24 protein-coding genes and 1 tRNA gene are annotated in these 22,173 nt (G+C 35.8%); 8 read left to right on the top strand and 17 right to left on the bottom strand.

Annotation, left to right across the window (positions count from 1 at the left end; all coding sequences use genetic code 11):
- Positions 1 to 21: 21 nt before the first annotated feature.
- Complete coding sequence (locus N2Z72_03160) at positions 22 to 2,001, bottom strand: peptidylprolyl isomerase (protein MCX7696677.1); 1,980 nt, start codon at positions 1,999 to 2,001, stop codon at positions 22 to 24.
- Positions 2,002 to 2,011: 10 nt separating this feature from the next.
- Positions 2,012 to 3,481, bottom strand: a complete 1,470-nt coding sequence (guaB, locus tag N2Z72_03155; GenBank protein ID MCX7696676.1) for an IMP dehydrogenase — start codon at positions 3,479 to 3,481, stop codon at positions 2,012 to 2,014.
- Positions 3,482 to 3,522: 41 nt separating this feature from the next.
- Between guaB and N2Z72_03150 the strand changes: the two genes are divergently transcribed.
- Complete coding sequence (locus N2Z72_03150) at positions 3,523 to 3,993, top strand: NUDIX hydrolase (protein ID MCX7696675.1); 471 nt, start codon at positions 3,523 to 3,525, stop codon at positions 3,991 to 3,993.
- Here N2Z72_03150 and N2Z72_03145 read toward each other — a convergent pair.
- From N2Z72_03145 to N2Z72_03135, 3 genes are all read right to left on the bottom strand, one after another.
- A complete protein-coding gene (locus N2Z72_03145; GenBank protein MCX7696674.1) occupies positions 3,955 to 4,467 on the bottom strand; it encodes a shikimate kinase in 513 nt (170 codons plus the stop codon). The two genes, N2Z72_03150 and N2Z72_03145, sit on opposite strands and share 39 nt — an antisense overlap.
- Positions 4,468 to 4,741: 274 nt before the next feature.
- Complete coding sequence (locus tag N2Z72_03140) at positions 4,742 to 5,509, bottom strand: hypothetical protein (protein MCX7696673.1); 768 nt, start codon at positions 5,507 to 5,509, stop codon at positions 4,742 to 4,744.
- Positions 5,503 to 6,480: a chorismate synthase gene (locus N2Z72_03135; protein MCX7696672.1), complete on the bottom strand. Its 978-nt coding sequence runs from the start codon at positions 6,478 to 6,480 to the stop codon at positions 5,503 to 5,505. Before N2Z72_03135 ends, N2Z72_03140 begins: the two co-directional genes overlap by 7 nt.
- Before the next feature lie 68 nt (positions 6,481 to 6,548).
- On the opposite strand from N2Z72_03135, the gene panB reads away from it, so the two are divergent.
- Both panB and N2Z72_03125 read left to right on the top strand, forming a co-directional pair.
- Complete coding sequence (gene panB, locus N2Z72_03130) at positions 6,549 to 7,370, top strand: 3-methyl-2-oxobutanoate hydroxymethyltransferase (GenBank protein MCX7696671.1); 822 nt, start codon at positions 6,549 to 6,551, stop codon at positions 7,368 to 7,370.
- A 2-nt stretch (positions 7,371 to 7,372) separates the two neighbouring features.
- Positions 7,373 to 8,077, top strand: a complete 705-nt coding sequence (locus N2Z72_03125) for an RNA pseudouridine synthase (GenBank protein ID MCX7696670.1) — start codon at positions 7,373 to 7,375, stop codon at positions 8,075 to 8,077.
- Here N2Z72_03125 and N2Z72_03120 read toward each other — a convergent pair.
- Genes N2Z72_03120 through N2Z72_03105 form a run of 4 tightly spaced genes read right to left on the bottom strand, consistent with a single transcriptional unit; the run spans position 8,064 to position 11,883 of the window.
- Positions 8,064 to 9,530, bottom strand: a complete 1,467-nt coding sequence (locus tag N2Z72_03120) for a T9SS type A sorting domain-containing protein (protein ID MCX7696669.1) — start codon at positions 9,528 to 9,530, stop codon at positions 8,064 to 8,066. The two genes, N2Z72_03125 and N2Z72_03120, sit on opposite strands and share 14 nt — an antisense overlap.
- On the bottom strand, positions 9,527 to 10,768 hold the full coding sequence (locus tag N2Z72_03115) for a hypothetical protein (GenBank protein MCX7696668.1): 1,242 nt from the start codon (positions 10,766 to 10,768) through the stop codon (positions 9,527 to 9,529). The genes N2Z72_03120 and N2Z72_03115 overlap by 4 nt, the downstream gene beginning before the upstream one ends.
- A complete protein-coding gene (locus N2Z72_03110; protein MCX7696667.1) occupies positions 10,765 to 11,319 on the bottom strand; it encodes an RNA polymerase sigma factor in 555 nt (184 codons plus the stop codon). Before N2Z72_03110 ends, N2Z72_03115 begins: the two co-directional genes overlap by 4 nt.
- Positions 11,320 to 11,373: 54 nt before the next feature.
- Positions 11,374 to 11,883, bottom strand: a complete 510-nt coding sequence (locus N2Z72_03105) for a hypothetical protein (protein ID MCX7696666.1) — start codon at positions 11,881 to 11,883, stop codon at positions 11,374 to 11,376.
- Between the two features lie 69 nt (positions 11,884 to 11,952).
- On the opposite strand from N2Z72_03105, the gene N2Z72_03100 reads away from it, so the two are divergent.
- Both N2Z72_03100 and rpsA read left to right on the top strand, forming a co-directional pair.
- The gene (locus N2Z72_03100; GenBank protein ID MCX7696665.1) at positions 11,953 to 12,648 is read left to right on the top strand and encodes an NAD-dependent deacylase; all 696 of its coding nucleotides are present in this window, start codon (positions 11,953 to 11,955) and stop codon (positions 12,646 to 12,648) included.
- Between the two features lie 57 nt (positions 12,649 to 12,705).
- Complete coding sequence (rpsA, locus tag N2Z72_03095) at positions 12,706 to 14,538, top strand: 30S ribosomal protein S1 (GenBank protein ID MCX7696664.1); 1,833 nt, start codon at positions 12,706 to 12,708, stop codon at positions 14,536 to 14,538.
- Positions 14,539 to 14,589: 51 nt separating this feature from the next.
- Here rpsA and N2Z72_03090 read toward each other — a convergent pair whose 3' ends face one another.
- From N2Z72_03090 to yidC, 7 genes are all read right to left on the bottom strand, one after another.
- Entirely contained in the window at positions 14,590 to 15,513 is a 924-nt protein-coding gene (locus N2Z72_03090) for a helix-hairpin-helix domain-containing protein (protein ID MCX7696663.1), read from the bottom strand.
- Entirely contained in the window at positions 15,497 to 16,438 is a 942-nt protein-coding gene (gene fmt / locus N2Z72_03085) for a methionyl-tRNA formyltransferase (GenBank protein ID MCX7696662.1), read from the bottom strand. The genes N2Z72_03090 and fmt overlap by 17 nt, the downstream gene beginning before the upstream one ends.
- 26 nt (positions 16,439 to 16,464) lie before the next feature.
- A complete protein-coding gene (ribH, locus tag N2Z72_03080; GenBank protein MCX7696661.1) occupies positions 16,465 to 16,959 on the bottom strand; it encodes a 6,7-dimethyl-8-ribityllumazine synthase in 495 nt (164 codons plus the stop codon).
- Positions 16,956 to 17,684, bottom strand: a complete 729-nt coding sequence (locus N2Z72_03075) for a tetratricopeptide repeat protein (protein MCX7696660.1) — start codon at positions 17,682 to 17,684, stop codon at positions 16,956 to 16,958. Before N2Z72_03075 ends, ribH begins: the two co-directional genes overlap by 4 nt.
- Positions 17,685 to 17,770: 86 nt before the next feature.
- Positions 17,771 to 17,932, bottom strand: a complete 162-nt coding sequence (locus N2Z72_03070) for a DUF4295 domain-containing protein (protein MCX7696659.1) — start codon at positions 17,930 to 17,932, stop codon at positions 17,771 to 17,773.
- A 7-nt stretch (positions 17,933 to 17,939) separates the two neighbouring features.
- Entirely contained in the window at positions 17,940 to 18,128 is a 189-nt protein-coding gene (rpmG, locus tag N2Z72_03065) for a 50S ribosomal protein L33 (protein ID MCX7696658.1), read from the bottom strand.
- A gap of 43 nt (positions 18,129 to 18,171) precedes the next feature.
- The gene (gene yidC, locus N2Z72_03060; GenBank protein MCX7696657.1) at positions 18,172 to 20,058 is read right to left on the bottom strand and encodes a membrane protein insertase YidC; all 1,887 of its coding nucleotides are present in this window, start codon (positions 20,056 to 20,058) and stop codon (positions 18,172 to 18,174) included.
- 87 nt (positions 20,059 to 20,145) lie between these two features.
- Between yidC and N2Z72_03055 the strand changes: the two genes are divergently transcribed.
- Positions 20,146 to 20,218: transfer RNA gene (locus N2Z72_03055), tRNA-Lys, on the top strand.
- A gap of 4 nt (positions 20,219 to 20,222) precedes the next feature.
- Here N2Z72_03055 and N2Z72_03050 read toward each other — a convergent pair.
- Positions 20,223 to 20,933, bottom strand: a complete 711-nt coding sequence (locus tag N2Z72_03050) for a ComF family protein (protein MCX7696656.1) — start codon at positions 20,931 to 20,933, stop codon at positions 20,223 to 20,225.
- A gap of 35 nt (positions 20,934 to 20,968) precedes the next feature.
- On the opposite strand from N2Z72_03050, the gene N2Z72_03045 reads away from it, so the two are divergent.
- Positions 20,969 to 21,868, top strand: a complete 900-nt coding sequence (locus N2Z72_03045; GenBank protein MCX7696655.1) for a hypothetical protein — start codon at positions 20,969 to 20,971, stop codon at positions 21,866 to 21,868.
- Positions 21,869 to 21,909: 41 nt separating this feature from the next.
- Positions 21,910 to 22,173: hypothetical protein (locus N2Z72_03040; protein ID MCX7696654.1), on the top strand; the 264-nt coding region annotated here is incomplete at its 3' end.

Genomic DNA, 22,173 nt, shown 5'->3' with positions numbered 1-22,173 from the left:
AAGCAAAAAGAAAAATAATAATTACTTTTTCCAGAGTGAGGAAAGAACGTTTTCGTTGATTTGCCATTTGTATCGAGATCTTAATTCTGAAATCCATTTTTCTTCTAAATAGTTTTGGTATTCAGCTGCCACTAAACCTTTAACTTCGTTCAATGGTTTGGGTTCAGGGGCCAATATTTTTTTAATCCAAACAACATGAAAATTATTATTCTCAGGAACGATTTTTACTTGCATAGGCTTCCATGGGAGTTTTTCGACAAGTGGAGATGTGCCTTTTTCGACTTTCATCTCTTGGTGTTTCACGGAAACTGAAGTATCTTTGACAACAGTTTTGAGGATGGTAATAGGATCTTGAACTTTTTTACCTTTTTTGGAGATAAAGCGTTCGAGAGATTTGGCTGTATTTTCACTTGATGTGGTAAAAACAACTACATCTGCTCTTTCTCCATACATATATTTGTTTTGAACGGTTTTGTAAAATTCCTTGAGCCCTGTGGTGTCTTTCACTGCACGTGACCAAACTTTCTGATCCATGAGTTCAAAAAGCAAGATGCCATCGTGATATTCTTTGACAAGATCTGCAAAATCTTGATACTTGCGTTCTAGTTGGCCATATTCATATTCTATGATTTTATCTTGAATAAAATTGTCAAATTGAAATAGAATAAACGTCCACCAATCGTCGCCCCTCTTGAGTTGAGATTGCCTTTGCATAAAAAAGTCTGCAAATTCTTCGAGTGTATAAACTTTTTTACCAATTTTACATAATGTGTCCTTCATGATAGGGATTTTGGGATATTTCCAACTTGCATCGTAAAGGCTATCGTTAAGTAAAGGAAGTAATTTTTTAAGGACCTCGGGCTTGTAAGAATAAGCATATTCTTTTTTGAGTTTTTCGACAAGTGCTTTTCGGGTTAGCTGATACCTTTTATCTCGCTGAAGTTGGTTTTTAAGGTTATTTTTTTCCTCTTCGAAAGAAAGAACGGGTTTTCGATCAATGAGCTTGATAATATGATAACCATATATAGACCTAATAGGCTCGGATATATCACCAGGTTTCATTGTATACAACGGAGTGATAAATTCAGGTACCATGCGAAAGCATCCAAACCATGGAAGCTGACCGCCTTTAGTAGCGGAACCTTTGTCGTCGGAATATTCTTTGGCAACCTCTTCAAAAGTTTTGCCTTCTTTAATAAGTCGGTATGCTTCATTGATTTTTTGTATGGCATTTGCTTCACCAATGTCTTTCGTCTGAACAAGAATGTGAGCTGTAAGTACCTTTCCTAAGGCAGGTCTTTTATCTGTTAGCTTAATGATATGATAGCCGAGCTGGGTACGTACGGGCATACTGATTTCGTCGATTTTCAAGTTGTATGCTGCAGTTTCAAATTCGTAAGCCATATTAAATACGGTAAAGAAGCCAAGATCTCCTTTATTGCCTGAAATGACCGTTCCATCTTTTGCTGTTCTATCTTTAACTGTTTCATCTTCAGAGTAAGCTAGAGCAGCATCTTCAAAAGGCATCCCCTTGAGAATTTTCGATCGAATATCTAGAGCTTTTTTGTAAGCTTTTAATGTGTCAGCAGGTGAAGCATTAGGTGTAAGCTTTATAAGAATATGTGAAACGCGAAGGTCAAACTGGCTTCTTTCGTAAGACTCATTGAGTAATTTGTCATAAGTTTCTTTGTCATAGAGATAGTTCTGAGCCAACTGCCGTTTATAATTATTAAATTCTTGTCGAAATTTTTTAGTGGTATCAAGGCCTTCTTTGATGGCTTGTTTTACTTTAAGTTTGTAGTTGATAAAAAGATCGAGATAATTACGGATACTTTGTTCGTTGTATGGATCAGGATCATTGTTGTTTTTGAGATAAACTTTTAGAAATTCTGTTTTTGTGACAGGTTCGTTGTCAATGATCATAATAATTTCATCCTCCTGAGCAAAGGAGGAAAAAGTTAAAGATAACAAAATGACAAATGAGAGAACGTATTTTTTCATATGGGTTGTTTTATCGACTGTAATTAGGTGCTTCTCGAATAATGGTTACATCGTGAGGATGGCTTTCAATAATACCTGCATGAGTGATTTGGATAAATCGTGTTTTTTTTAAGTCGCTAATATTTCTGGCACCACAATAGCCCATCCCAGCCCTGAGTCCACCCACCATTTGAATCATCACCTCACTCAATGTTCCTTTATAAGGAATTTGTCCCACAATGCCTTCGGGGACTAGTTTCTTGACGTCTTCCTCATCTTGGAAGTAACGATCCTTGGAACCGCTTTGCATAGCTTCTAAGCTACCCATGCCACGGTAGACTTTAAATTTTCTACCCTCGTAAAGAATAGTTTCTCCGGGACTTTCTTCTACGCCTGCAAATATGCTTCCAATCATGACTGAATCAGCACCAGCTGCAAGGGCTTTGACCACATCACCTGAATAACGTATGCCTCCATCGGCAATGATAGGAATTCCGCTTCCTTCTAGAGCTTTGCTTACAGCCATGATAGCTGAAAGTTGTGGAACCCCAATCCCCGCAATGACACGTGTCGTGCAAATGGATCCAGGTCCTATTCCAACTTTGATGGCATCAACATCTAATGTAGAAAGGTCTTTGGCAGCTTCGTATGTGGCAATGTTTCCTGCAATAATGTCTAAGTCGGGAAAAGTCTTTTTTAATGATCTGACTACTTCAAAAACTTTTTTAGAGTGAGCATGTGCTGTGTCAACCACTAAAGCATCAACACCTGCTTCTTTTAATGCAAAAGCTCGGTCAATTGTGTCTTTTGATACACCTACAGCTGCAGCTACACGTAATCTGCCATAAGAATCTTTACATGCATTGGGCCTAGCCTTGATTTTAATGATATCCTTGTACGTTATAAGGCCAATCAGAACGTTGTTATTATCAACAACTGGAAGTTTCTCTATTTTATGTTCTTGCAAAATTTCTTCAGCTTTATCAAAAGTGACGAATTCAGGGACGGTGATCAAAGGTGATTTGGTCATAACCTCTTCGATAGGCTTGTGAAGGTCTTTTTCAAATCTAAGATCACGATTGGTTATTATACCTACCAGTTGTTTTTTATCATTTACAACAGGAATGCCGCCTATTTTATGTTCTTTCATCATCTGAAGTGCATCACCCACAGTTTGGCTCGGGAATATTGTAACCGGATCAATGATCATACCGTTTTCAGCACGCTTGACTTTTTTTACTTCTTTAGCCTGATCTTCAATGCTCATGTTTTTATGAATCACGCCGATGCCTCCCTCCTGAGCCATGGCTATAGCCATGGCACTTTCGGTAACTGTATCCATGGCAGCTGAAACAAAAGGGACATTGAGGATGATGTTCCTAGAAAAACGCGTGGTCAAAACAGTTTCGTGAGGAAGTATTTCACTGTAGGCAGGTAAAAGTAAAACGTCATCAAAAGTGAGACCTTCTCCTATAACTCGTTCAGAAATGTAGTTGTTCATTTTCCTATCTTTGTGCAAATTTATAAATAAAATACTTCCAAATGAAACGGTGGTGCTATGATTATCCTCGTCCTGCCGTAACGGTTGATGCAATATTGTTATATAAAGAAAAGAAAAATGTTTTTGTTGCTCTTATTAAAAGAAAAAATGAACCTTATAAGAATTTATGGGCATTGCCTGGTGGATTTGTAGACGAAAATGAAACTTTAGAACATGCCATACGACGTGAAGTCAAGGAAGAATTACAAATAGATTTACCCGAAGAAACCTTTAATCAATTTCGCGCTTACAGTGATCCAAAGCGTGATCCAAGGCATCGTACCATTACAATAACATTTATTGCTTGGCTCGATGATCAAATCAAACTTAGTGCGGCAGATGATGCTGCAGAAGCTTCATGGTTTTCTCTTTTTTCATTACCTTCTATGGCATTTGATCATGCAAAGATTTTGGAAGATGTGAAGAAACATCTTTTATTGACCAACGACATAACGAACGACTTCCTCAATTGATTTTCCGTCTGTGATGATGATCTCATCGGCGATTTCGCTATAGTGGTAAATTCTCGAATAAAATAGACTCGTTACATCATTATTCCACAATGGTCGATCCTTATTGTCTTGTCTTTTCATGAGTTCATTCAACGATGAGAAAAGCCAGACGACATAACCATGCTTAGGCAAATAAATCCTGTTCACTTTGTAATCTACGATACCTCCTCCGGTAGCTATCACAGAGTTGGTTGGATAATTTCTTACGACTTCTTTTAATGCTCTGGTTTCTTCTTTTCGAAAGATAGTTAATCCTTTTTCCCTTATAAGAACGCTGATTTTTTGATTCAGTTTCTCTTCAATATATTCATCTAAATCAATGAAAGTACGATTGAGTCGTTTGGCTATTAATCTTCCAATGGTCGTTTTACCGCTTTTCATAAAACCCACGAGGAAAATAGGACGAATCGCTAGTTCATCGATGGGCAAGATCATTTTTTTGCTAATGTAAAAAATTTTAATCTCTACATTGATACTCTTGATTGTGTTTTTGATCAAATTGATTCTGATTTCCGTGTAGCGACTAGCATAGATGCAAATGACTACATGTGAAGGATGCTATTACACGATGTGTCGTGGCAAAGCAATAAAGAATTACATACTGAGATACAAAATGCATTATTTCTGCTGGGAGCATTTTATTTCACTAAAAAATTGAATGCATCAGCGAGAAAACAACTTTTAAATAAAAGGAGTTAGATCTAAGATATCAAGTTATTTCTTTTATAATAGTTTCAACACTTGTAATTGACCCTTTCGGGTCTTTGCCAGTAAGTAATTCAAATGAGGGAATAGCTTGATGAATCAACCAATAAAGTCCTCCAATAAAGAAGGGAGTTTTGTTCCAATAAAAGCTTTTAGAATAGTTTGCTTCCAAAAAGATCTGAAAGGGTTCTATATTGAGGGGGATATATACGGGAATCGTATAGATAATGACTTTAAACTGATATATTGTGTATGCAATCTGCTCAAAAGGAAGAATTTGAGTGGATAATTTTTCTGCCCAATAAAGAGATTTTTCATGAGTGCGATTGGTTAGTGTAATATTATGAGTGTATTCTCTCAGAGCCAGTACGGCAGCTCTTCCAGCTCCTCCTGCACCAATCACCAAAGCTGGTTGATTGCAAATGTGTTTTTCAAATGGTCGAAGAGATTCCTTGACACCAATGATATCAGTATTCTCTAAGTACCATATGTTTTCTTTTCTGTATATCACATTGGCTGCACGAATAAGCTGGACATTCGGAGACTGAACAAATGGCAATTGACAAATTTTTTCTTTTACAGGCATGGTAATGTTTCCTCCATTAAAACCTAATTCTAATAGCTTTGAGATATCGTTTGGGTCTTCGGTAGATAATCGAGTATAATGGAGGTCAATTCCAGTTTTGTTTGCAAGGTATCTAAAAATTCTAGGACTTAGACTATGTCGTATGGGAAATCCTGCTACAAATAGAAGTAGCTTTTTCTTTACCATGACTTGGCAATTAATAAAAGATCAGCAATTACACAAGCAGTTAGAGCTTCCACTATGGGTGGAATGCGTAGAGCAAAACAAACATCGTGACGGCCTCCGACAGATATCGAAACAGATTTACCTGTGTTGAGATTTATGGTTTGCTGTGGTTTTCGTATGCTAGCTGGGGGACGGACAGCTATTCTGAAGATGATGTCGTTACCATTGGTTAATCCACCGTGTATTCCTCCTGCATGATTAGTAGCAAATTTTCCATCTGGTAAAATGATGTCGTTGTACTCGCTGCCTTTCATGGTTGTGACACGAAATCCATCACCAAATTCAATACCTTTAATACCGGGTATGCTAAAGATGGCATGGGCAATAAGAGATTCTACAGAATCAAAAAAGGGTTCTCCTAGTCCAACAGGAACTTGATTTACGCGACATTCTACGAGGCCACCCAATGAATCTCCTTCTTGAATAGCATGTTCAATGATTTTTTCCCACTCCTTGTCTGATCCACCAATTGTGATAACATTTGCTTCAACTTTTGTCGGAGCAATAATTTTTTTAGCTATTACACCAGCCAATACTAGTGCAGCAGTGAGTCTACCTGAAAACATGCCACCTCCTCGAAGATCGTTGAATCCTTTATAACGAATATATGCAACGTAATCAGCATGCCCTGGTCGGGGAATATTTTCCGTACTTAAATATTCGTCCGAGTGATGGTCTTGATTTTTTACAAAAATATGAATAGGTGCACCTGTTGTAAAACCCCGGAAGACTCCCGATGTAATCACAGGGACATCTGCCTCCATTCGTTGAGTTGTGCCATGCTTTCCTGGTTTTCTCCTCAACATATCGTCGAGAAAGTCATCAACGGAAATTGGAATCCCAGGAGGGCAACCGTCAATTAAAATACCTACTTGGGTGGTATGAGATTCACCATAAATTTGTATGCGAAATAATCTTCCGAAGGAATTCATGATTCAAACATAAGAAGAATCTGCTAAGGTAACAAATAAAACATCTATTTTTGAAAAAATTATCAAGAATGAATATTCAAGAATTCAAGCAAATCAAGAAGGTAACAACCCATGTATTGATGAACATGAAGGTTCGTGGGGAGAAAATTGCAATGCTCACAGCTTATGATTATTCACTGGCTAAAATTATTGATAAAGCAGGAATTGATGTAATTTTAGTTGGAGATTCAGCATCCAATGTGATGGCTGGAAACAAGACAACATTACCCATCACCTTGGATCAGATGATTTATCATGCTACGTCGGTTGCAAAAGCTGTGGAAAGAGCCATGGTAGTGGTAGATTTACCTTTCGGAACATATCAGGGCGATTCTTATGGGGCATTAAAAAGTGCCATAAGAATTATGAAGGAAAGTGGTGCTGAAGCTGTCAAGGTAGAAGGCGGAAGAGAAATTATAGAAAGTGTAGAAAGAATTTTATCAGCTGGAATTCCAGTCATGGGTCATCTAGGCCTTACACCTCAGTCTATTTATAAATTTGGCACGTATAGTGTTAGAGCTACTCAAGTCGAAGAAGCTCAAAAACTTAAAGAAGATGCTATTATGCTTGAAAAAACCGGATGTTTTGCTATTGTATTAGAAAAAGTCCCAGCTCAACTGGGAAAAGAAGTTGCCGAAATGCTAAAAATTCCGGTGATCGGTATAGGTGCCGGGAAATACGTTGACGGACAGGTATTGGTACTACATGATATGCTGGGAATTAATCAGGAATTCAGTCCAAGATTTTTAAGAAGATATCATAACTTGCATGCAGAAATATTAGGAGCAGTTTTACATTACATCAATGACGTGAAAACACTACAGTTCCCTAGTGAGAACGAACAATATTGAGCATGTTAAAAAAGGCTATCAGTGAGCGCATTTTATATGAGGATAATCACTTGATCATTATAGAAAAATTACCTGGGGAGATTGTTCAGGGGGATAAAACAGGAGATATACCACTTTCTGAATATGTCAGATTATACTTAAAAGAAAAATACCATAAACGAGGAAATGCTTTCGTCGGTGTAATTCATCGGTTAGATAGACCTGTTGGTGGTGTTCTAGTATTAGCCAAAACTTCTAAAGCCTTATCTCGAATGAATAAGATATTTAGCGAACGACAGACAGAAAAATGGTATTTAGCAATCGTTACAAGTCGTCCATGTTTACAGGAAGCTGAACTTGTTCATTATCTGAAAAAAAATGAAAAAAACAACAAGGTCTATGTTTCTTCCGAACCTCGTGAAGGCTATCAGTGTGCAAAACTTCATTATCAACTAATTTCGTCATCTCAAAGATATTATATGCTTATGATTAAATTGCTTACAGGTAGGCATCACCAAATAAGGGCACAACTTTCGTACATAGGATGTCCTATCAAGGGAGATCTGAAGTACGGCGCGCGGCGTTCAAATTCTGATGGAAGTATAGGCCTATGGTCATGGAAAATAAAATTCATCCATCCCGTTCATCATCAAATCATTGAATGCGTTTCTCTGCCACCACTTGTCGAACCTTGGCGAAGCCTTCTTGAAAATGCTAATTTGATTTAATAAACGTAAATGTTTTTAATTCTCCATCAAGCTCACATTGAAGAAGATATAAACCATTACTGAGGTTTGCTATAGGAACGATATTATTTTGAATGTTGGCAAGATGATAAACTTTACCAGTGATGTCATAAATTTTAACTTCACGAACTGCAGGTCCTTGGATTTTGATGGTGTGAGATGCGGGGTTAGGATAAATCAAGTATTTGATGTTATCAGGATCGTCACTCCCTGAGATATAAACTTCGGGGGAGAGGTCTTCTTCGGAAACTATAACATATTTAATCACAGGATCTTCACCTATTCGTTCTGTAGCCAAGTAATAAGCTCCACGAGCGACATTTCTAAATTCAAAATAGCCGGAGCTATCCACATGAACAAGATCGAGCGGTTCCATCTGGAGATTGTAAAGTATGATATCATACAAATAGGGCTTATTAAAACCAAGATGTCCTAAAATCCAACCGGGGCCAAATGGTTTATTTTTTTTCTTAAGATACATGTCATGTCTTTCACCTAATGTATCCATCCAGAAAAAAGTAGCATGCAACCAGCTTACAACAGAATTGTAGTAACATGGAAAGTATTCTTCTTCAATGTTAGGAGGAAAACCGTAAACTCTAAAAGTTACACGGCAGTAAAGTATAGGAATAGCTGAATAATAGGCACCGGGATATAAGATATCAAATGTATCTTCAAGAGAAAAAATTTGATTTTGAGCTAATAGGAAAACAGCTGTTTTGCCAGAAACCACATTGATGGGATGGGACGGTGTTCCAGCCCACAGTTGGCCATAAAAAGTCAACATCGTTTCACGAGGAATATCAATTTTATCTTCATAAATAACTGAATCGTAAAATATTTGGGTAAGGCTATCAATATATTCGATTTTTAAAAATACTGGAACATGATAATGCCTGATATAATATAGATAATTTTCTTCATGAATCCATCCGCTATGGAGTACGTCCCAATAGTAGTTTTCAATCAGTCCTTTTTTCTTTGTCAAATTGGTCGGAGAGAGCATGTAAAAACCACGACATAGGGAATCGTATAAATCAATTTGAATGTATTTTCTACGAGCTATTGGCAACTCGTTTTCGCGTATAATTAAACTAACTTCAAGAGGATCATAAAATTTCTGAATCCAGACGGTCTTCTTTTTTTGGTTAAAATTAAAATCATAAGTGTAAACATGCAAAGGAATAGGAAGAATGTTTTGAGTAACAAAAGTCTCAAAGTAAGCTTGACCATTTTGATCTGTCACTGTAACAAAGCTAGTCTGAGTAAAAAGTGTTTCAAATCCTTGGGGGACTACAACAAAAACTTTTTTCCCACTTATAGGTTGTTGTGTAAGACTATCACGAACAGTGATTAATAACTGAATGGGTAGTTCCTCTCCGGAAATCAAAAATGTGAGTAAGAAAAAGAAACAAGTTAACCATATTTTTTTCATAGTGTTTTGCTTATTGAAAGACTTACACTCATGGAGGATGGATAATTAAAGTTCTTACCTTCATTTTCAAATACTGGGGAAAGGTAATTCCTATAGTAGACATTGACACCAGCGTTCCATGAAGGCAAGAATTGATAGAATATACCACCCTTAAGAGAAAAGTTATAAAAAACAGAACTCATAGTATAATTGAAAGGCTTCCAATTTACAGGTACAATTCCAGTTTCTTCGAAAAATTTTTCTTTGGTGTATGCTTTCATGCCTTGGCGCAAATTAATCGAAAACCCCAATTCTGCCTTGAAACCAAATCGATTAATTTGATTTTGAAAACCTACATGTAAAGGAATTTCAGCATAATAGTATGCATCAGGATGTTCTGTGGTGTAGTTTTTTAACACAGAATCATATATAGGATGGTAACCAGCATAGATTAGAGGTTGAAATGAAATTTTATCCAGTTCGCTTTGGATAAGCACAATGGAATCAATCCCCATCGTATAATCCTTCACAAAGGTCTCATATTTGCTATATTTATATCTATTAGGGACATAGATGGTGTGAAAATAAACACCAGTACCGGTGTAAATATTATTAGAGTGAAAAGTGATAAAAGGACCCCAGTTATAACCGTAAACTTCTTTGTATAGTTCAGGTATAAAAATTTTCTCGAAACCAGCACCTGTTAATTCAATTTCGAACCAAGAGTGAGGAAAATCAAAAGGATTTACATAAAGATTTTGATAAAATGTGTCGGAATTAACCTTTACTGGTAATTGCTTCAGGTCAAATGCTTCTAATGATCTTATAGGATAATCGGCCAATGAAAAATTATTTGTAATGATTTCATTGTGTTCAAGAGTTTCTCTAAAGAGTTCAGATTCGTGCGTTTTTTGAACTGTGTTTGATGGGGTGTAAAATACATAATAAAAAGTTAAAGGTATAGTTTGCTTATATACTCTGGAAGGATAAGGTAAGCCCAATGCTTGAATATTGCTAGCTTGTTGAGCTACAATAAGGCTGGATCTTCCTAAATGAAATAGAGAAAACCATTCGTTAATAAACCAAAAAAGTAAAAGCAAAGCAATGACAGCAAGATAGAAATACCTTTCTTGATGTTTTGGTTTTTTAAAAAAACCTCTCTTCGTAAGAGTAAAAGATATTCTTTGCCAGACAGATTCTGGAGGTGTTTCCTTGTATTCTCTTAAATGCTCGAAAATTTTATCAAAATTTTCTTTCATAATAATTCTTCCTCCAGGACTTTTATTTTCTTCTGCAAATATTTTCTTGCTCTAAATAAATAAGATTTGGAAAGATTTTCTGAGATTCCTAGGATCTCTGCAATTTCTTTATGGGAAAATCCTTCTATGGCAAACAGATTAAATACTATTCTATGAGGCTCAGGTAGAGATTGAATAAGACTAAGTATTTTCTTTAAATCTACTGTTGTAGGCATTTCACAAATAACAGAGGACTCTGTTCTTAATTCGTCGATATCCTGAGTATTTTCTTTCCATTTTAATTGAGCATGGTAGAAGTCAATGGCAGTATTAACCACAATTCTCCGAGCCCATCCCTCAAAAGACCCATTGAAGTTATATGAATCCAGTTTGGAGAAAATTTTTATCATAGCATCATGTAAAATATCTTCAGCATCCATCCGATTACGTGCATAGCGTAGGCAAACACCAAAAAAAGTTGAAGAAAAGCGACGGTAAAGTAGTTCTGCGGCAAAACTATCACCTTTTTTCACAGCTTCAATCAAGGCAGTCTCACTCAGATATTTTTTCATTTTAATTTTACTCATATTCATAGACGTGATGGAATAAAAAAAGTTATATTATGGTTAGTTTTTTTTAACAAATATTACCCAATCTTCTCCCACGTAATGAATAGTACCTTTAGAAAAAAGTCTTGTAGATGCCCATGAAATAGCTTGTATGCCACCAATATCGAAAGCCAAACCAGTAGGCAAAAGATAAAAAACAGCAGGCGCTCCTGCATGAATAGCATTAAAAATCAGAATGAATCCGGTTACTACAACTGCTCCAGAGATGACGATAGTAGCTCCAAGTAAAACTTTTTTATAAAGTTTGCGGTTATGATATGTCTTTATAATACGAATATCACCAAGTGGAATTTTGACCGAATCAAGTGTCAAATGAGAAGAAGAGATTTCTTTCACATTCCCTGTAATTTCTTCGTCGCTGTTATTTATGTATACGCTTATAATTTCACCAGGGTAGATAATTATTTTTTTGGATGTTTTGTACATCGATTCTAAGCTAAGAACATATTCTTGAGATATGAGTAATAAGGAAAAAATAAAACTGAAAAACAAACAAAAGTGTTTCATATAACAAAGATACAATTTTTATAAATCTATCTGTTTTTTATGTTTGCAATAAATTAGAAACGAATACGTATGAAGAAAATAAGAATTTTAACAGGCGCGGGTATCAGTGCAGAAAGCGGTATACCCACCTTTCGGGATGCTAACGGTTTGTGGAAGCAATATCGTATGGAGGAAATTTCCTCTTTGGAAGCATGGCTAAATCATCCTGAGGACGTGCTTGAGTTTTATAATATGAGACGTAGAGCCCTCAAAGATGCATATCCTAATCGGGCACATCTTTCTTTGGTCGAACTTGAAAAATTTTTTGATGTTTACATCATCACTCAAAATGTGGATGATCTACATGAAAGAGCTGGATCTTCAAAAATTTTACATTTGCATGGTGAGCTCACCAAAGCTCGGAGTTCTCAAAATCCTAATTTAATTATCGATATTGGTTATAGGGATATTATTCTTGGCGAAAAAGCACCTGATGGTTCCCTCTTACGCCCCCACATTGTTTGGTTCGGAGAAGATGTTCCGCTTTTTCCTAGAGCTGTAGAATTGGTTAATGAGGCTGATATTTTTTTAATCATCGGAACATCTTTGGTCGTATATCCTGCTGCAAGCCTTATATACTATTGTAGGCCCAATATTCCAGTGTTTCTAATCGATCCAAAAGCACATGAAATGCAAGTTTCCCGACCTGGAATCCGCTATATTTCTGAACCAGCATCAACTGGTGTTCCCATGATTGTTCAAGAATTAATTGAAAAATATACGTAATAAAAATATTTTTTAATTTTGCACCTGCTTTAGAAAAGCAAGAAAGGAGATTCATGAATGAGTGAAGAATTATTAAGAAGTGAAAAACAACAAGAAGAGGTGATTTCCGCCAGCAAGGTGGAAGAAACATTGTCAGAAAATGTGAAGATAAATGAAGATGATTTTGATTGGGAAGCTTACGAAAAAGAAACTGAAGAAATTCCAACCGAAGAAAGAAAAAAGCTGGAAGAACTTTACACTCAGTCTTTGAAGCAAATTGCTGAAAAGGAGCTTATTCAAGGAACCGTGATTGCAATTACTGACCGAGAAGTCTTTGTAAATATTGGCTACAAGAGCGACGGAGTCATCCCTTTGAATGAGGTTCGTTATAACCCCAACCTGAAGGTGGGTGATAAGATAGACGTATATGTTGATGTGCAGGAAGATGGAACTGGTCAACTTGTTCTTTCACACAAAAAAGCACGATTGCTTAATGCGTGGAATCGTATTAACGAAATATATGAAAGGGGAGAAATCGTCCAAGGTGAAGTACTTTCTCGTACAAAAGGAGGACTTATTGTAGATGTGTTTGGAATTGAATGTTTTATGCCTGGTTCTCAAATTGACGTGAAACCTATCCGAGATTATGATCAGTTTGTGGGTAAGATCATGGATGTAAAAGTAGTCAAAGTCAATCATGAATTTAAAAATGTTGTTGTTTCTCACAAAGCAATCATTGAAGATGAACTCGAAGCTCAAAAAGCTGAAATCATTGCCAAACTTGAAAAGGGCCAAATCCTTGAAGGAACTGTTAAGAACATTACTTCTTATGGTGTTTTTGTTGACTTAGGAGGTGTTGATGGGCTTATCCATATTACGGATTTAAGTTGGGGAAGAGTGACTAATCCTGAAGAGATAGTTCATCTTGATCAGAAAATCAATGTTGTCATTTTAGATTTTGATGAAAGCAAAAAACGCATATCTCTTGGTTTGAAGCAACTCACCCCACATCCTTGGGAATCACTCGATCCAAACTTGAAAGTTGGCGACAAAGTAAAAGGTAAAGTGGTAATGTTGGCAGACTATGGAGCTTTTGTTGAAATAGCTCCAGGGGTAGAGGGTCTAATCCATGTAACTGAAATGTCATGGTCTCAACATTTGCGATCTGCTCAGGATTTTCTCAAGCTAGGCGACGAGGTCGAAGCTGTTATCCTAACTCTTGACCGTGAAGAAAGAAAAATGTCACTTAGTATTAAACGACTCATGCCCGATCCATGGGTTAACATTCATGAAAAGTATCCCATAGGATCCAGGCATAAAGCTGTAGTCCGAAATTATACCAATTTTGGTGTGTTCGTTGAGCTTGAAGAAGGAGTACATGGACTTATTCATGTGAGCGATCTGAGCTGGACAAAAAAAATTAAGCATCCAGCTGAGTTCGTTAAAATAGGTGATGAAATCGACGTAGTTGTACTGGAAGTTGATGTGGATAACAGAAGATTAAGCCTTGGACACAAACAATTGGAGGAAAATCCGTGGGATTTCTTCGAAACAGTTTTCAAGGTAGGTTCAATTCATAAGGGGGTAGTCGTTGAGAAAAACGATAAAAATGCTGTTATTTCATTGCCTTATGGTATAGAGGGAACAGCTCCACTTCGTCAACTTGTCAAACAGGACGGAACTTTAGCCGAAGTTGATGAAACCCTAGATTTCAAGGTTATGGAGTTTTCCAAAGAACTTCAAAAGATCGTTGTTTCGCATACAAAAACTTATCAGGAACCTAAAGAGCCAAAGAAAGCTAAAGCTGAAGAAAAGGAAAAGAAAGAAACCAAAAAGCTACCGCAAGAAAGAGAAACCTTGGGTGATCTCGAAGTGTTTGCTAAACTTAAGGACAGGAAGAAAGGAAAGTAAGTATGTTCACGTTATAATAGATCGTTGAGAAGGGGAGAATCTCCCCTTTTTTTATTCAGTTGCATTTATTTCTAAGTAAGGATAAATTCTATAGTATATATTTTCAGTCACAAGCTTGCATTTTTTTAGGTCTTCTATGGATAAAAAGAAACCATGCTGTTTTCGGTAATTAATAATCGAAAGAGCCAAATTATATGAAATATATGGATGTGTTTTTAATTCATCAAAAGTAGCATGATTTAAATTGATCTTTTGTATTAGTGCTGGATTGACAAAAATTTCACTTTCGATGGCTTTAAATTTAGTGCTATCCATACCTTTGATTTCAAGCAACTGTTGAATGTTATAAAAGCCACCTAGTTTTTTTCTATATTGGAGAATTTTGTGAGCAAAATAAGGGCCGATACCTTTAATTTTTAGTAGTTCCAAGCTGTCAGCCGAATTTAGCTCAATTTTTGGTTTAGATTTAAAGGTTTGAGGAGAAAATTTCTTTTCATATGTGATTGGAATTAAGCTGTCTGGTAAAAGAATGTAAGGTTCGAGTGCTTGATATTCTTCTGGGGAAATGAGGTACATTTTCCGAAAGTCACGTTTGGTCAAAAATCTCCCTCCGCTTTGAAGGTATTTAATAATGGAGCGAATTTGTTTATCGTTTAAACCTAAGGACTTTCCCATTTCGTAGCTGAATTCGTTGGGGTTGAAAGGAAATGGGTTGAGATGAAAGGATCTTTGTTCATTTTTTGTAAAATCAAAAGATAATTCTTTTTTTCGATGATGATAATCAATTTGAGTTTGTGCTTGTTTGATCATTTCGAGGTAATCATCATAATCATACGATTTCGTTTCTACGGGGTTGTCATGAAAGTAAGGCAGGATGGAAATCACCAAGGCAATAACAATCAACAAAATAATTCCTATTTTTTCTTTGTGGGGTATGTTGACCAGACGGTCTAAATACTCACGCAAATTTGGCATGATTTAAGTAATTTTCATACCCACGTATAAATTCATCGGCTGACATTCTCTTTTTACCTTCTGGTTGAAGGAATAAAATTTCTAAAGGCTCGCTTGATGTGCAAACAAGAATTCTTTTTCTATGATGTAAAATAATAGTGCCTGCTTCATCACTGAAGTTGATGGATCCGTCGAAGGGACGTGTTTCATGGATTTTGAAGTACCATGGGGTGGAAAGCTTATCTGTCATTAAAGTTGTCCACGCCATAGGTTTTGAATACAAACCTCTTACGAAGTTGTATATTGAAATGGAAGGTTGATTCCAGTTGATACGCGTGTTATCTTTTGTGAGTTTGGGTGCACGAGGTAGGTCTGGATTGTTGGCTTGTGGAAGGGGTTTGAAATTAAAAGAATAAAACTTATTGAGCGAATCTATCATAAATTGACCAGAAAAAGAAATCATTTTTTCTTCGAGTGTGTCGTGAGTGTCGTGAAATTCAATAGGAATTTCCATCTGATGAATAATATCTCCTGCATCGATCTTATTATTAAGAATGAAAGTGGTGAGACCTGTTTTTTGTTCACCTCGAATAATTGCCCAATGAATAGGAGCTGCTCCACGGTAATTTGGCAGTAAAGACATATGAAGATTGATTGCCCCGTCTTGTGGAACTTTCAGCAGGGCTTCCGGAAGTTTTTTGAATGCTATGACAATGAATAAATCTGGTTGGAAAGAATGTAATTGAAAAATAAGTTTTTCATCTTGAAGCAAGTCAGTTTCAATAACAGGAACATTTAATTGCAGAGCAAGTTGTTTGACAGGGGTAGACTTCAAATGCAAGCCTCTTCCTGCAGGTTTATCAGGCGAAGTAACAAAGGCAACTATAGGCAATCCTTGAGCAAATAAGTAAGAAAACACATAGGAAGAAAAATGCGTGTTCCCCATGCATATGATACGCTTATTTAGCCATTTCATAGCAACTTCTGTCGTTCATAGATCATGCACAAAGCAGTGGCAGCTGCTTCAATGCCTTTATTTCCATATTTACCTCCAGCCCTCTCTTTAGCTTGTTTCATGTTAAGAGTTGTTAGAACACCAAAGATAACAGGTATGTTGAATTTGAGACTAACGTTCATAATGCCATGCGAAACCGCCGAAGATATGTAGTCGAAATGAGGAGTTTCTCCTTTTATGACGCATCCGAGACAAATGACAGCATCGATAGCTTGATTGAGCGAAAGGTTATGTTCGATAAGCATATTAGCATATTGTGGAAGCTCGTAACTTCCTGGCACATGGTATGTCTCAATTTTCTCAATACCGGCTTCCTTAAGAGTATTAATACATCCTTTTTCTAATTCATGTGTGATCTCACTATTCCATTCGGATGTAATAACAACAATTCTCAGTCTTTTATGATTAAGTTTTGGAAAAGTTATTTCAGAAAGATTTTTCTTTTTTTTCATGGTTGATTGAATGAGAGCATATGTTCTGCCCTACCTATGTATCGCTTGATGTCGCGTGCTTCAAAACTATTTGGATAATTTTCTTGTATTTGTTTGTAACATTCGAGACTTTTTTCCCATTCACCAGTTTCTTCGTAGCACCAGCCTAAACGCAATAAATACATAGGGGTAGTGAAAAAATTAGGATAATGTTCACTGGCTTTTTTATAGTATTTGATAGCATTTTCGTAATCTCCTAGTTCTACATAAGCATCTCCTAGTAGTCCGTAGCCAATGGCACCTATGATGTATCCACGTTTTTTGAATTTTTTCAATTGTTCAATAGCTTCATCATAAAGACCTTGTTTTAAATAAATGACACCAGCATAGAAGCGAGCGAGATTACCAACGGATGTTCCAGAATAATCATTAATAATATCAAGAAAACCAGGATGTATACCATCGCCATTAAGAGCTTTATTAAGGGAGTCAACAGTAAAATAATATTCTGCGAAATACATTTCTTCTCCTGCTTTTTCTTCACGTGGTCCTTGAATGAACTTTTTATATCCCCAAAATCCAACCACGATAACAACAAGAGTACCTACTACGATTGAAATGATCTTATTATTTTTTTTGAAAAACTCATCTATGTTATGCCAAGAAAATTGAGGTCCTTTTTTCTGATCACTTTTTTGCTGGTTTTGTGGTTCTTGCTGAACATTTTCAAGATTTTCTGTTGTCATACTATTTATTTTACATGCAAACTTACAATATTTAAATAAAAAAAGCTGCCATTTATCAGCAGCTTTTAGTAATTGAAAAATGTTAATTACTCAAATTTTTGTTGAAGAAATTCTTTCACTTGTTCACTTGGAATAATAACTTCTTTGAACTTATATGCCCCAGTTTTTGCTGAGCGATAAGGTTTAATAACCTTAGTGTATTGGGCTTTCTTATCCGTTCTTAGGGTTGCGATAACTTTCTTTGCCATGGCTTAATTATTTTATTTCTCTGTGAATGGTATGTTTTTTTAGAATGGGATTATATTTTTTCAATTCTAATCTGTCGGGTGTGTTTTTTTTGTTTTTGGTCGTAATGTAACGTGAAGTTCCTGGTAAACCACTGTTTTTATGTTCTGTGCATTCGAGGATCACTTGTATTCTTGCTTCTTTGCTTTTCTTTGCCATAAGAATCAATTTTTGAGATGCAAAAATAATACTTTTTTAAAAATTATTTTTTCTTTGTTTGTTGTTTCTGCATTTCTTCAAGTCGCTGTTGCCAACGAGATTTTTTGAGAGGTTTTTTGCGATGTTCTTCGATTTGTTTTCTAAGTTTGTCTTCGCTAATAAGATAACGAATTCCAAAAATTTGCACAAAGGTAAACAGATTCGCTAGTAAATAATAATAACTCAATGCAGCAGAAAAACTATTAAAAAAGCCAAGAAATAAGATGGGCATTAGATAAGTAATAAACCGCATACCAGGTAGTGTTTGAGAACCGGTACTCATTAATTTTTCGTTGAGGCGTGTGTATACGAGAGTAGAGATCGTCATCAGTAGTGTGAACAGACTGACATGATCTCCGTAAAAAGGAATATGGAAACCTAAGTCAAGTATAGAATCATACGTTGATAAATCTTCTGCCCAAAGAAATGGTTGCTGACGTAGCTCAATGGCAGATGGGAAAAATCTAAACATGGCAATGAGTATGGGCAATTGTAATAAAATAGGGAAGCAGCCAGCAGCAGGATTGATACCCGAACGCCTATACAATTCCATCATGGCTTGTTGCTTCTTTGCAGCGTCTTCTGGCTTCGGAAATTTTTTGTTAATGGCTTCTATGTCTGGTTGTAAAACCCGCATTTTAGCTGAACTTAAGTAAGTTCGATAAGTAATGGGGAAGAGTACAATTTTTAATAAAATGGTTAAAATAAGAATAATAATTCCATAATTAAGATTATAGCTTTCAAGCCAGTTGAATACGGGTAGTACAGCAAACCTGTTAATCCATGCTATAGGAGCAAAACCCCAACCTAGAGGGATTTGTCGTTCCAATTTAGCTTTGTAGGAACGTAATAGCTTGTACTTAAGTGGTCCTGTGAAAAATTTGAATTTGATTGAATTTTCTTCCTCGGGTTTGAATTCATAGATAGAGGTTGAATACATTGTCTTTAAATACTTAGGGTCTTCAATTTCCTTAGTATAAACTTTTACTTCGGATGAAGTAAATGGTTTCGATTGTGTCAGCAATACCGAAGTGAAAAACTGACTTTTGTAAGCAATCCAATTTAATTGATAATTGATTTTTTTATCATCATTTTTTCGTTCTGAAAGGTAATTAGTCTCCAGTTTTGCAGATGCATAGTGAATAGTGGAATTGGTGCGTTCGGTTTCAGCATGTTTTTCACTTCTTGCCAGCTCACTTTTCCACTGTAAAGTGAAAAGAGAAATACCTGGCGGAAGAAACGTTTTGCCGTTTTCAGTCCTTATGTAAAAATTAAAGTCGTAGGCGTCTTTTCTGAAAACATACTCAAAAATGAGTTTGCCACACGGGGAGTCTGTTTCGTTGACAGCTAATGCTTCAAATATTAACTTTAGCGAATCATTCGTTACCATTAAATGCTTTTGAGAGGTAAGAGGTGTGAAAAATAATTTTTCCGTATGTAAAAGAATTTTTTTAGTTGATAAGATGACATTGAATAAATTTTCGTTTTGAAAATATAGTTTTAAAGGTTGTTTGTCGTAGGTTAGGAAATCTTTGAGCTCAATTTGTCGTATCATTGCACCTTTGGTAGAAAATGTTACCTTCATTACATCGTTTTCGACTTGAATCGTGTCTTCTTTTCCATTGAAATGTTTATAAAATTCACCCGATGTAGTAAATGAAACAGTTAATGCTGAAGAGTCTGAAGAAGATAAATGCAAACCTGTTTGGTGATATGTCGAATCTTCCATCGATGGGGCCTGACTAAGAGAGTCTGAATCATGAGTTGTTTTTACTGTAAGTGAATCACTGGGTGGATTCTGAGCGGGGGGGGAGGTTGGTTGATTGATGATGGAGAAAACAATGATAATGAGAAATATAAGAGTAAAACCGATAATTTCTCTGTATTTCATGTGTAATAGTTTTGAGTTACAAAGGTAAAAGAGAAATTTAATACGAATGCTGACATTTAAAAATTATGTTATATCTTTGCAATGGTTCTCTCCGTAGCTCAGCTGGCAGAGCAGTTGACTCTTAATCAACGGGTCGCAGGTTCGAATCCTGCCGGGGAGACAAGTTAAACAGGACTTGCTACTGCAGCAAAACTGACTTTTGTTCCTTCGACTTGAAGGATTTTTTTTGCACAAGCTTCCATCGTTGATCCAGTTGTGATAACATCATCTACGATAAGTATGTGTTTATTTTTCAAGCGATCTGGTTTCTTAAGTAGAAAAACTTCTTTTACATTCTGAAATCTTTGCCACGTATTTTTTCGTGTTTGAGTTTCTGTAAAAATGGAACGAATGATTGCATCAGTTTCAAGACTCAGATGTGGTAGTACGTCAAGTATTCCTTCACAAATAACTTGTGATTGATTGTATCCTCTTGCCCTTAATTTTTTAGGGTGCAAAGGAACAGGAATTAAAATCTCAACATCTTTTAGAAATGGTGAGTTTTGGATATGAATTGCCATCATTCTTCCAAGCCACCATCCAATGTTGGGTTTTTGATGATATTTTAAATCAAATAGAAGCTTTTGTATTAGGGATTGTTTATGATAATGCAATAGTGCCATGGCATGATGGAAAATAATTTTTCCATAAAATAGTTGGGCGACAGGATTTTCTTCTTCATTGACATCATTTCTGAATTCGAGTTTTGTATAACAATTGATGCAAATGGTATTTTCATTTCTTAACAATATCATCCCACAGCCGGCACAAATGTTGGGATAAAACAAATGTAATAGGCTTTCTGTGAAAGTATTGAAAACATGGATTCGTTTCATATTTGTAAAGTTATAAATTTGCAAAAATTTTCATCATGGATATGACTTCAGAGAAAAGAGCTCGTAGATGGCAAATCGTTGCCATCGTTGAAGCTGTTCTGATAGCTATACTGGTTGTTTTATTGATGTTAAACAAAAAGGAAACTCGTACTGTTGTGATTGAAAAACAAACCACTATTCAACAAAATATGGAACTTAAGGCAGAGCTTGACTCTTTGCTAGCAGAACATGAAAAAATCAAGCAACAATACGGAGAGATATCAGGTAAACTGGCTGAAAAAGACAGCATTATTATGGCACAAGCTAAGGAAATAGAAAAACTGATAAACAGTCAAGCAGATTATTATCGAATCAAGAAAAAACTTGATGCATTGAGACGAATCACTCAGAGTTATGTACATCAGATTGATAGCTTATATCGAGAAAATTTACAACTCCAAGCAGAAAATAAAAATTTGAGAAATAAAATAGAAGAATATACCCAGAAAACAATTGAACTTGAAAAAGAAAAAGAAGAATTGTCCAACAAAATTACTTCTGCTGCATATTTGTCTGTATACAACATAGTAGCGAATGCATACAACATAAAAAGTGGCTCAAAGGAGCAGCTAACAAACAAGGCGAAGAAAACCGATTTAATTCGTATTTGTTTCACTGTGGGAGAAAATCCATTGGTACAAAGTAATGATCTTGAAGTTTATATTAGGATAGCTAGACCTGATAATATAATTCTTTCTCAAGGAAGTTATTCTGTCGTTTACCAGGGAAAGAGAATACAATATTCTACTAAAACAACGGTTCGTTACAAACAGAAATCAGAACAAGTTTGTGTAGATTATTTAAGGGAAAATCTTGATTTACCTAAAGGAAAATATCAAATCACACTTTTTACTACAGAGCGAGAATTAGGTACTACTTTTTTATTGTTGGAATAAAAAATTTTAATATTTTTACCAAATTAAATTAAGATTCGGTTATGGAAAAAGCTTTTTATCAAATTTTGTTTTATTTAATCATTGCAGTTATCATAATTTATTTTTCTACCAGGAAAAGAAAAAAACCTGCTCAAACTCAATTAACTAGTCAAAATGCCAGTAGCGATTCGCAGGGTGATTTATCAAAAAGGGTTGATGAATTGCTAGATCGAATCGATAAAGAATTGTCTTCATATAAAAAAGTTGGGGGTGGGGAGCAAACAGATAATTCATTGGATACTCCCTTCAGTACGTTGGACAATGCA

Source organism: Bacteroidales bacterium (genome assembly GCA_026418905.1).
Classification (GTDB): Bacteria; Bacteroidota; Bacteroidia; order Bacteroidales; family DTU049; genus JAOAAK01.
The sequence above is the reverse complement of the archived record's forward strand: the minus strand, read 5'-3'. Positions and strand labels throughout refer to the sequence as shown.

Excerpts from the sequence above, each read along its gene's own strand:
- N2Z72_03160 (MCX7696677.1), bottom strand. The coding sequence starts at position 2,001 with ATGAAAAAATACGTTCTCTCATTTGTCATTTTGTTATCTTTAACTTTT.
- guaB (MCX7696676.1), bottom strand. The coding sequence starts at position 3,481 with ATGAACAACTACATTTCTGAACGAGTTATAGGAGAAGGTCTCACTTTT.
- N2Z72_03150 (MCX7696675.1), top strand. The coding sequence starts at position 3,523 with ATGAAACGGTGGTGCTATGATTATCCTCGTCCTGCCGTAACGGTTGAT.
- N2Z72_03145 (MCX7696674.1), bottom strand. The coding sequence starts at position 4,467 with ATGATCTTGCCCATCGATGAACTAGCGATTCGTCCTATTTTCCTCGTG.
- N2Z72_03140 (MCX7696673.1), bottom strand. The coding sequence starts at position 5,509 with ATGGTAAAGAAAAAGCTACTTCTATTTGTAGCAGGATTTCCCATACGA.
- N2Z72_03135 (MCX7696672.1), bottom strand. The coding sequence starts at position 6,480 with ATGAATTCCTTCGGAAGATTATTTCGCATACAAATTTATGGTGAATCT.
- panB (MCX7696671.1), top strand. The coding sequence starts at position 6,549 with ATGAATATTCAAGAATTCAAGCAAATCAAGAAGGTAACAACCCATGTA.
- N2Z72_03125 (MCX7696670.1), top strand. The coding sequence starts at position 7,373 with ATGTTAAAAAAGGCTATCAGTGAGCGCATTTTATATGAGGATAATCAC.
- N2Z72_03120 (MCX7696669.1), bottom strand. The coding sequence starts at position 9,530 with ATGAAAAAAATATGGTTAACTTGTTTCTTTTTCTTACTCACATTTTTG.
- N2Z72_03115 (MCX7696668.1), bottom strand. The coding sequence starts at position 10,768 with ATGAAAGAAAATTTTGATAAAATTTTCGAGCATTTAAGAGAATACAAG.
- N2Z72_03110 (MCX7696667.1), bottom strand. The coding sequence starts at position 11,319 with ATGAAAAAATATCTGAGTGAGACTGCCTTGATTGAAGCTGTGAAAAAA.
- N2Z72_03105 (MCX7696666.1), bottom strand. The coding sequence starts at position 11,883 with ATGAAACACTTTTGTTTGTTTTTCAGTTTTATTTTTTCCTTATTACTC.
- N2Z72_03100 (MCX7696665.1), top strand. The coding sequence starts at position 11,953 with ATGAAGAAAATAAGAATTTTAACAGGCGCGGGTATCAGTGCAGAAAGC.
- rpsA (MCX7696664.1), top strand. The coding sequence starts at position 12,706 with ATGAGTGAAGAATTATTAAGAAGTGAAAAACAACAAGAAGAGGTGATT.
- N2Z72_03090 (MCX7696663.1), bottom strand. The coding sequence starts at position 15,513 with ATGCCAAATTTGCGTGAGTATTTAGACCGTCTGGTCAACATACCCCAC.
- fmt (MCX7696662.1), bottom strand. The coding sequence starts at position 16,438 with ATGGGGAACACGCATTTTTCTTCCTATGTGTTTTCTTACTTATTTGCT.
- ribH (MCX7696661.1), bottom strand. The coding sequence starts at position 16,959 with ATGAAAAAAAAGAAAAATCTTTCTGAAATAACTTTTCCAAAACTTAAT.
- N2Z72_03075 (MCX7696660.1), bottom strand. The coding sequence starts at position 17,684 with ATGACAACAGAAAATCTTGAAAATGTTCAGCAAGAACCACAAAACCAG.
- N2Z72_03070 (MCX7696659.1), bottom strand. The coding sequence starts at position 17,932 with ATGGCAAAGAAAGTTATCGCAACCCTAAGAACGGATAAGAAAGCCCAA.
- rpmG (MCX7696658.1), bottom strand. The coding sequence starts at position 18,128 with ATGGCAAAGAAAAGCAAAGAAGCAAGAATACAAGTGATCCTCGAATGC.
- yidC (MCX7696657.1), bottom strand. The coding sequence starts at position 20,058 with ATGAAATACAGAGAAATTATCGGTTTTACTCTTATATTTCTCATTATC.
- N2Z72_03050 (MCX7696656.1), bottom strand. The coding sequence starts at position 20,933 with ATGAAACGAATCCATGTTTTCAATACTTTCACAGAAAGCCTATTACAT.
- N2Z72_03045 (MCX7696655.1), top strand. The coding sequence starts at position 20,969 with ATGGATATGACTTCAGAGAAAAGAGCTCGTAGATGGCAAATCGTTGCC.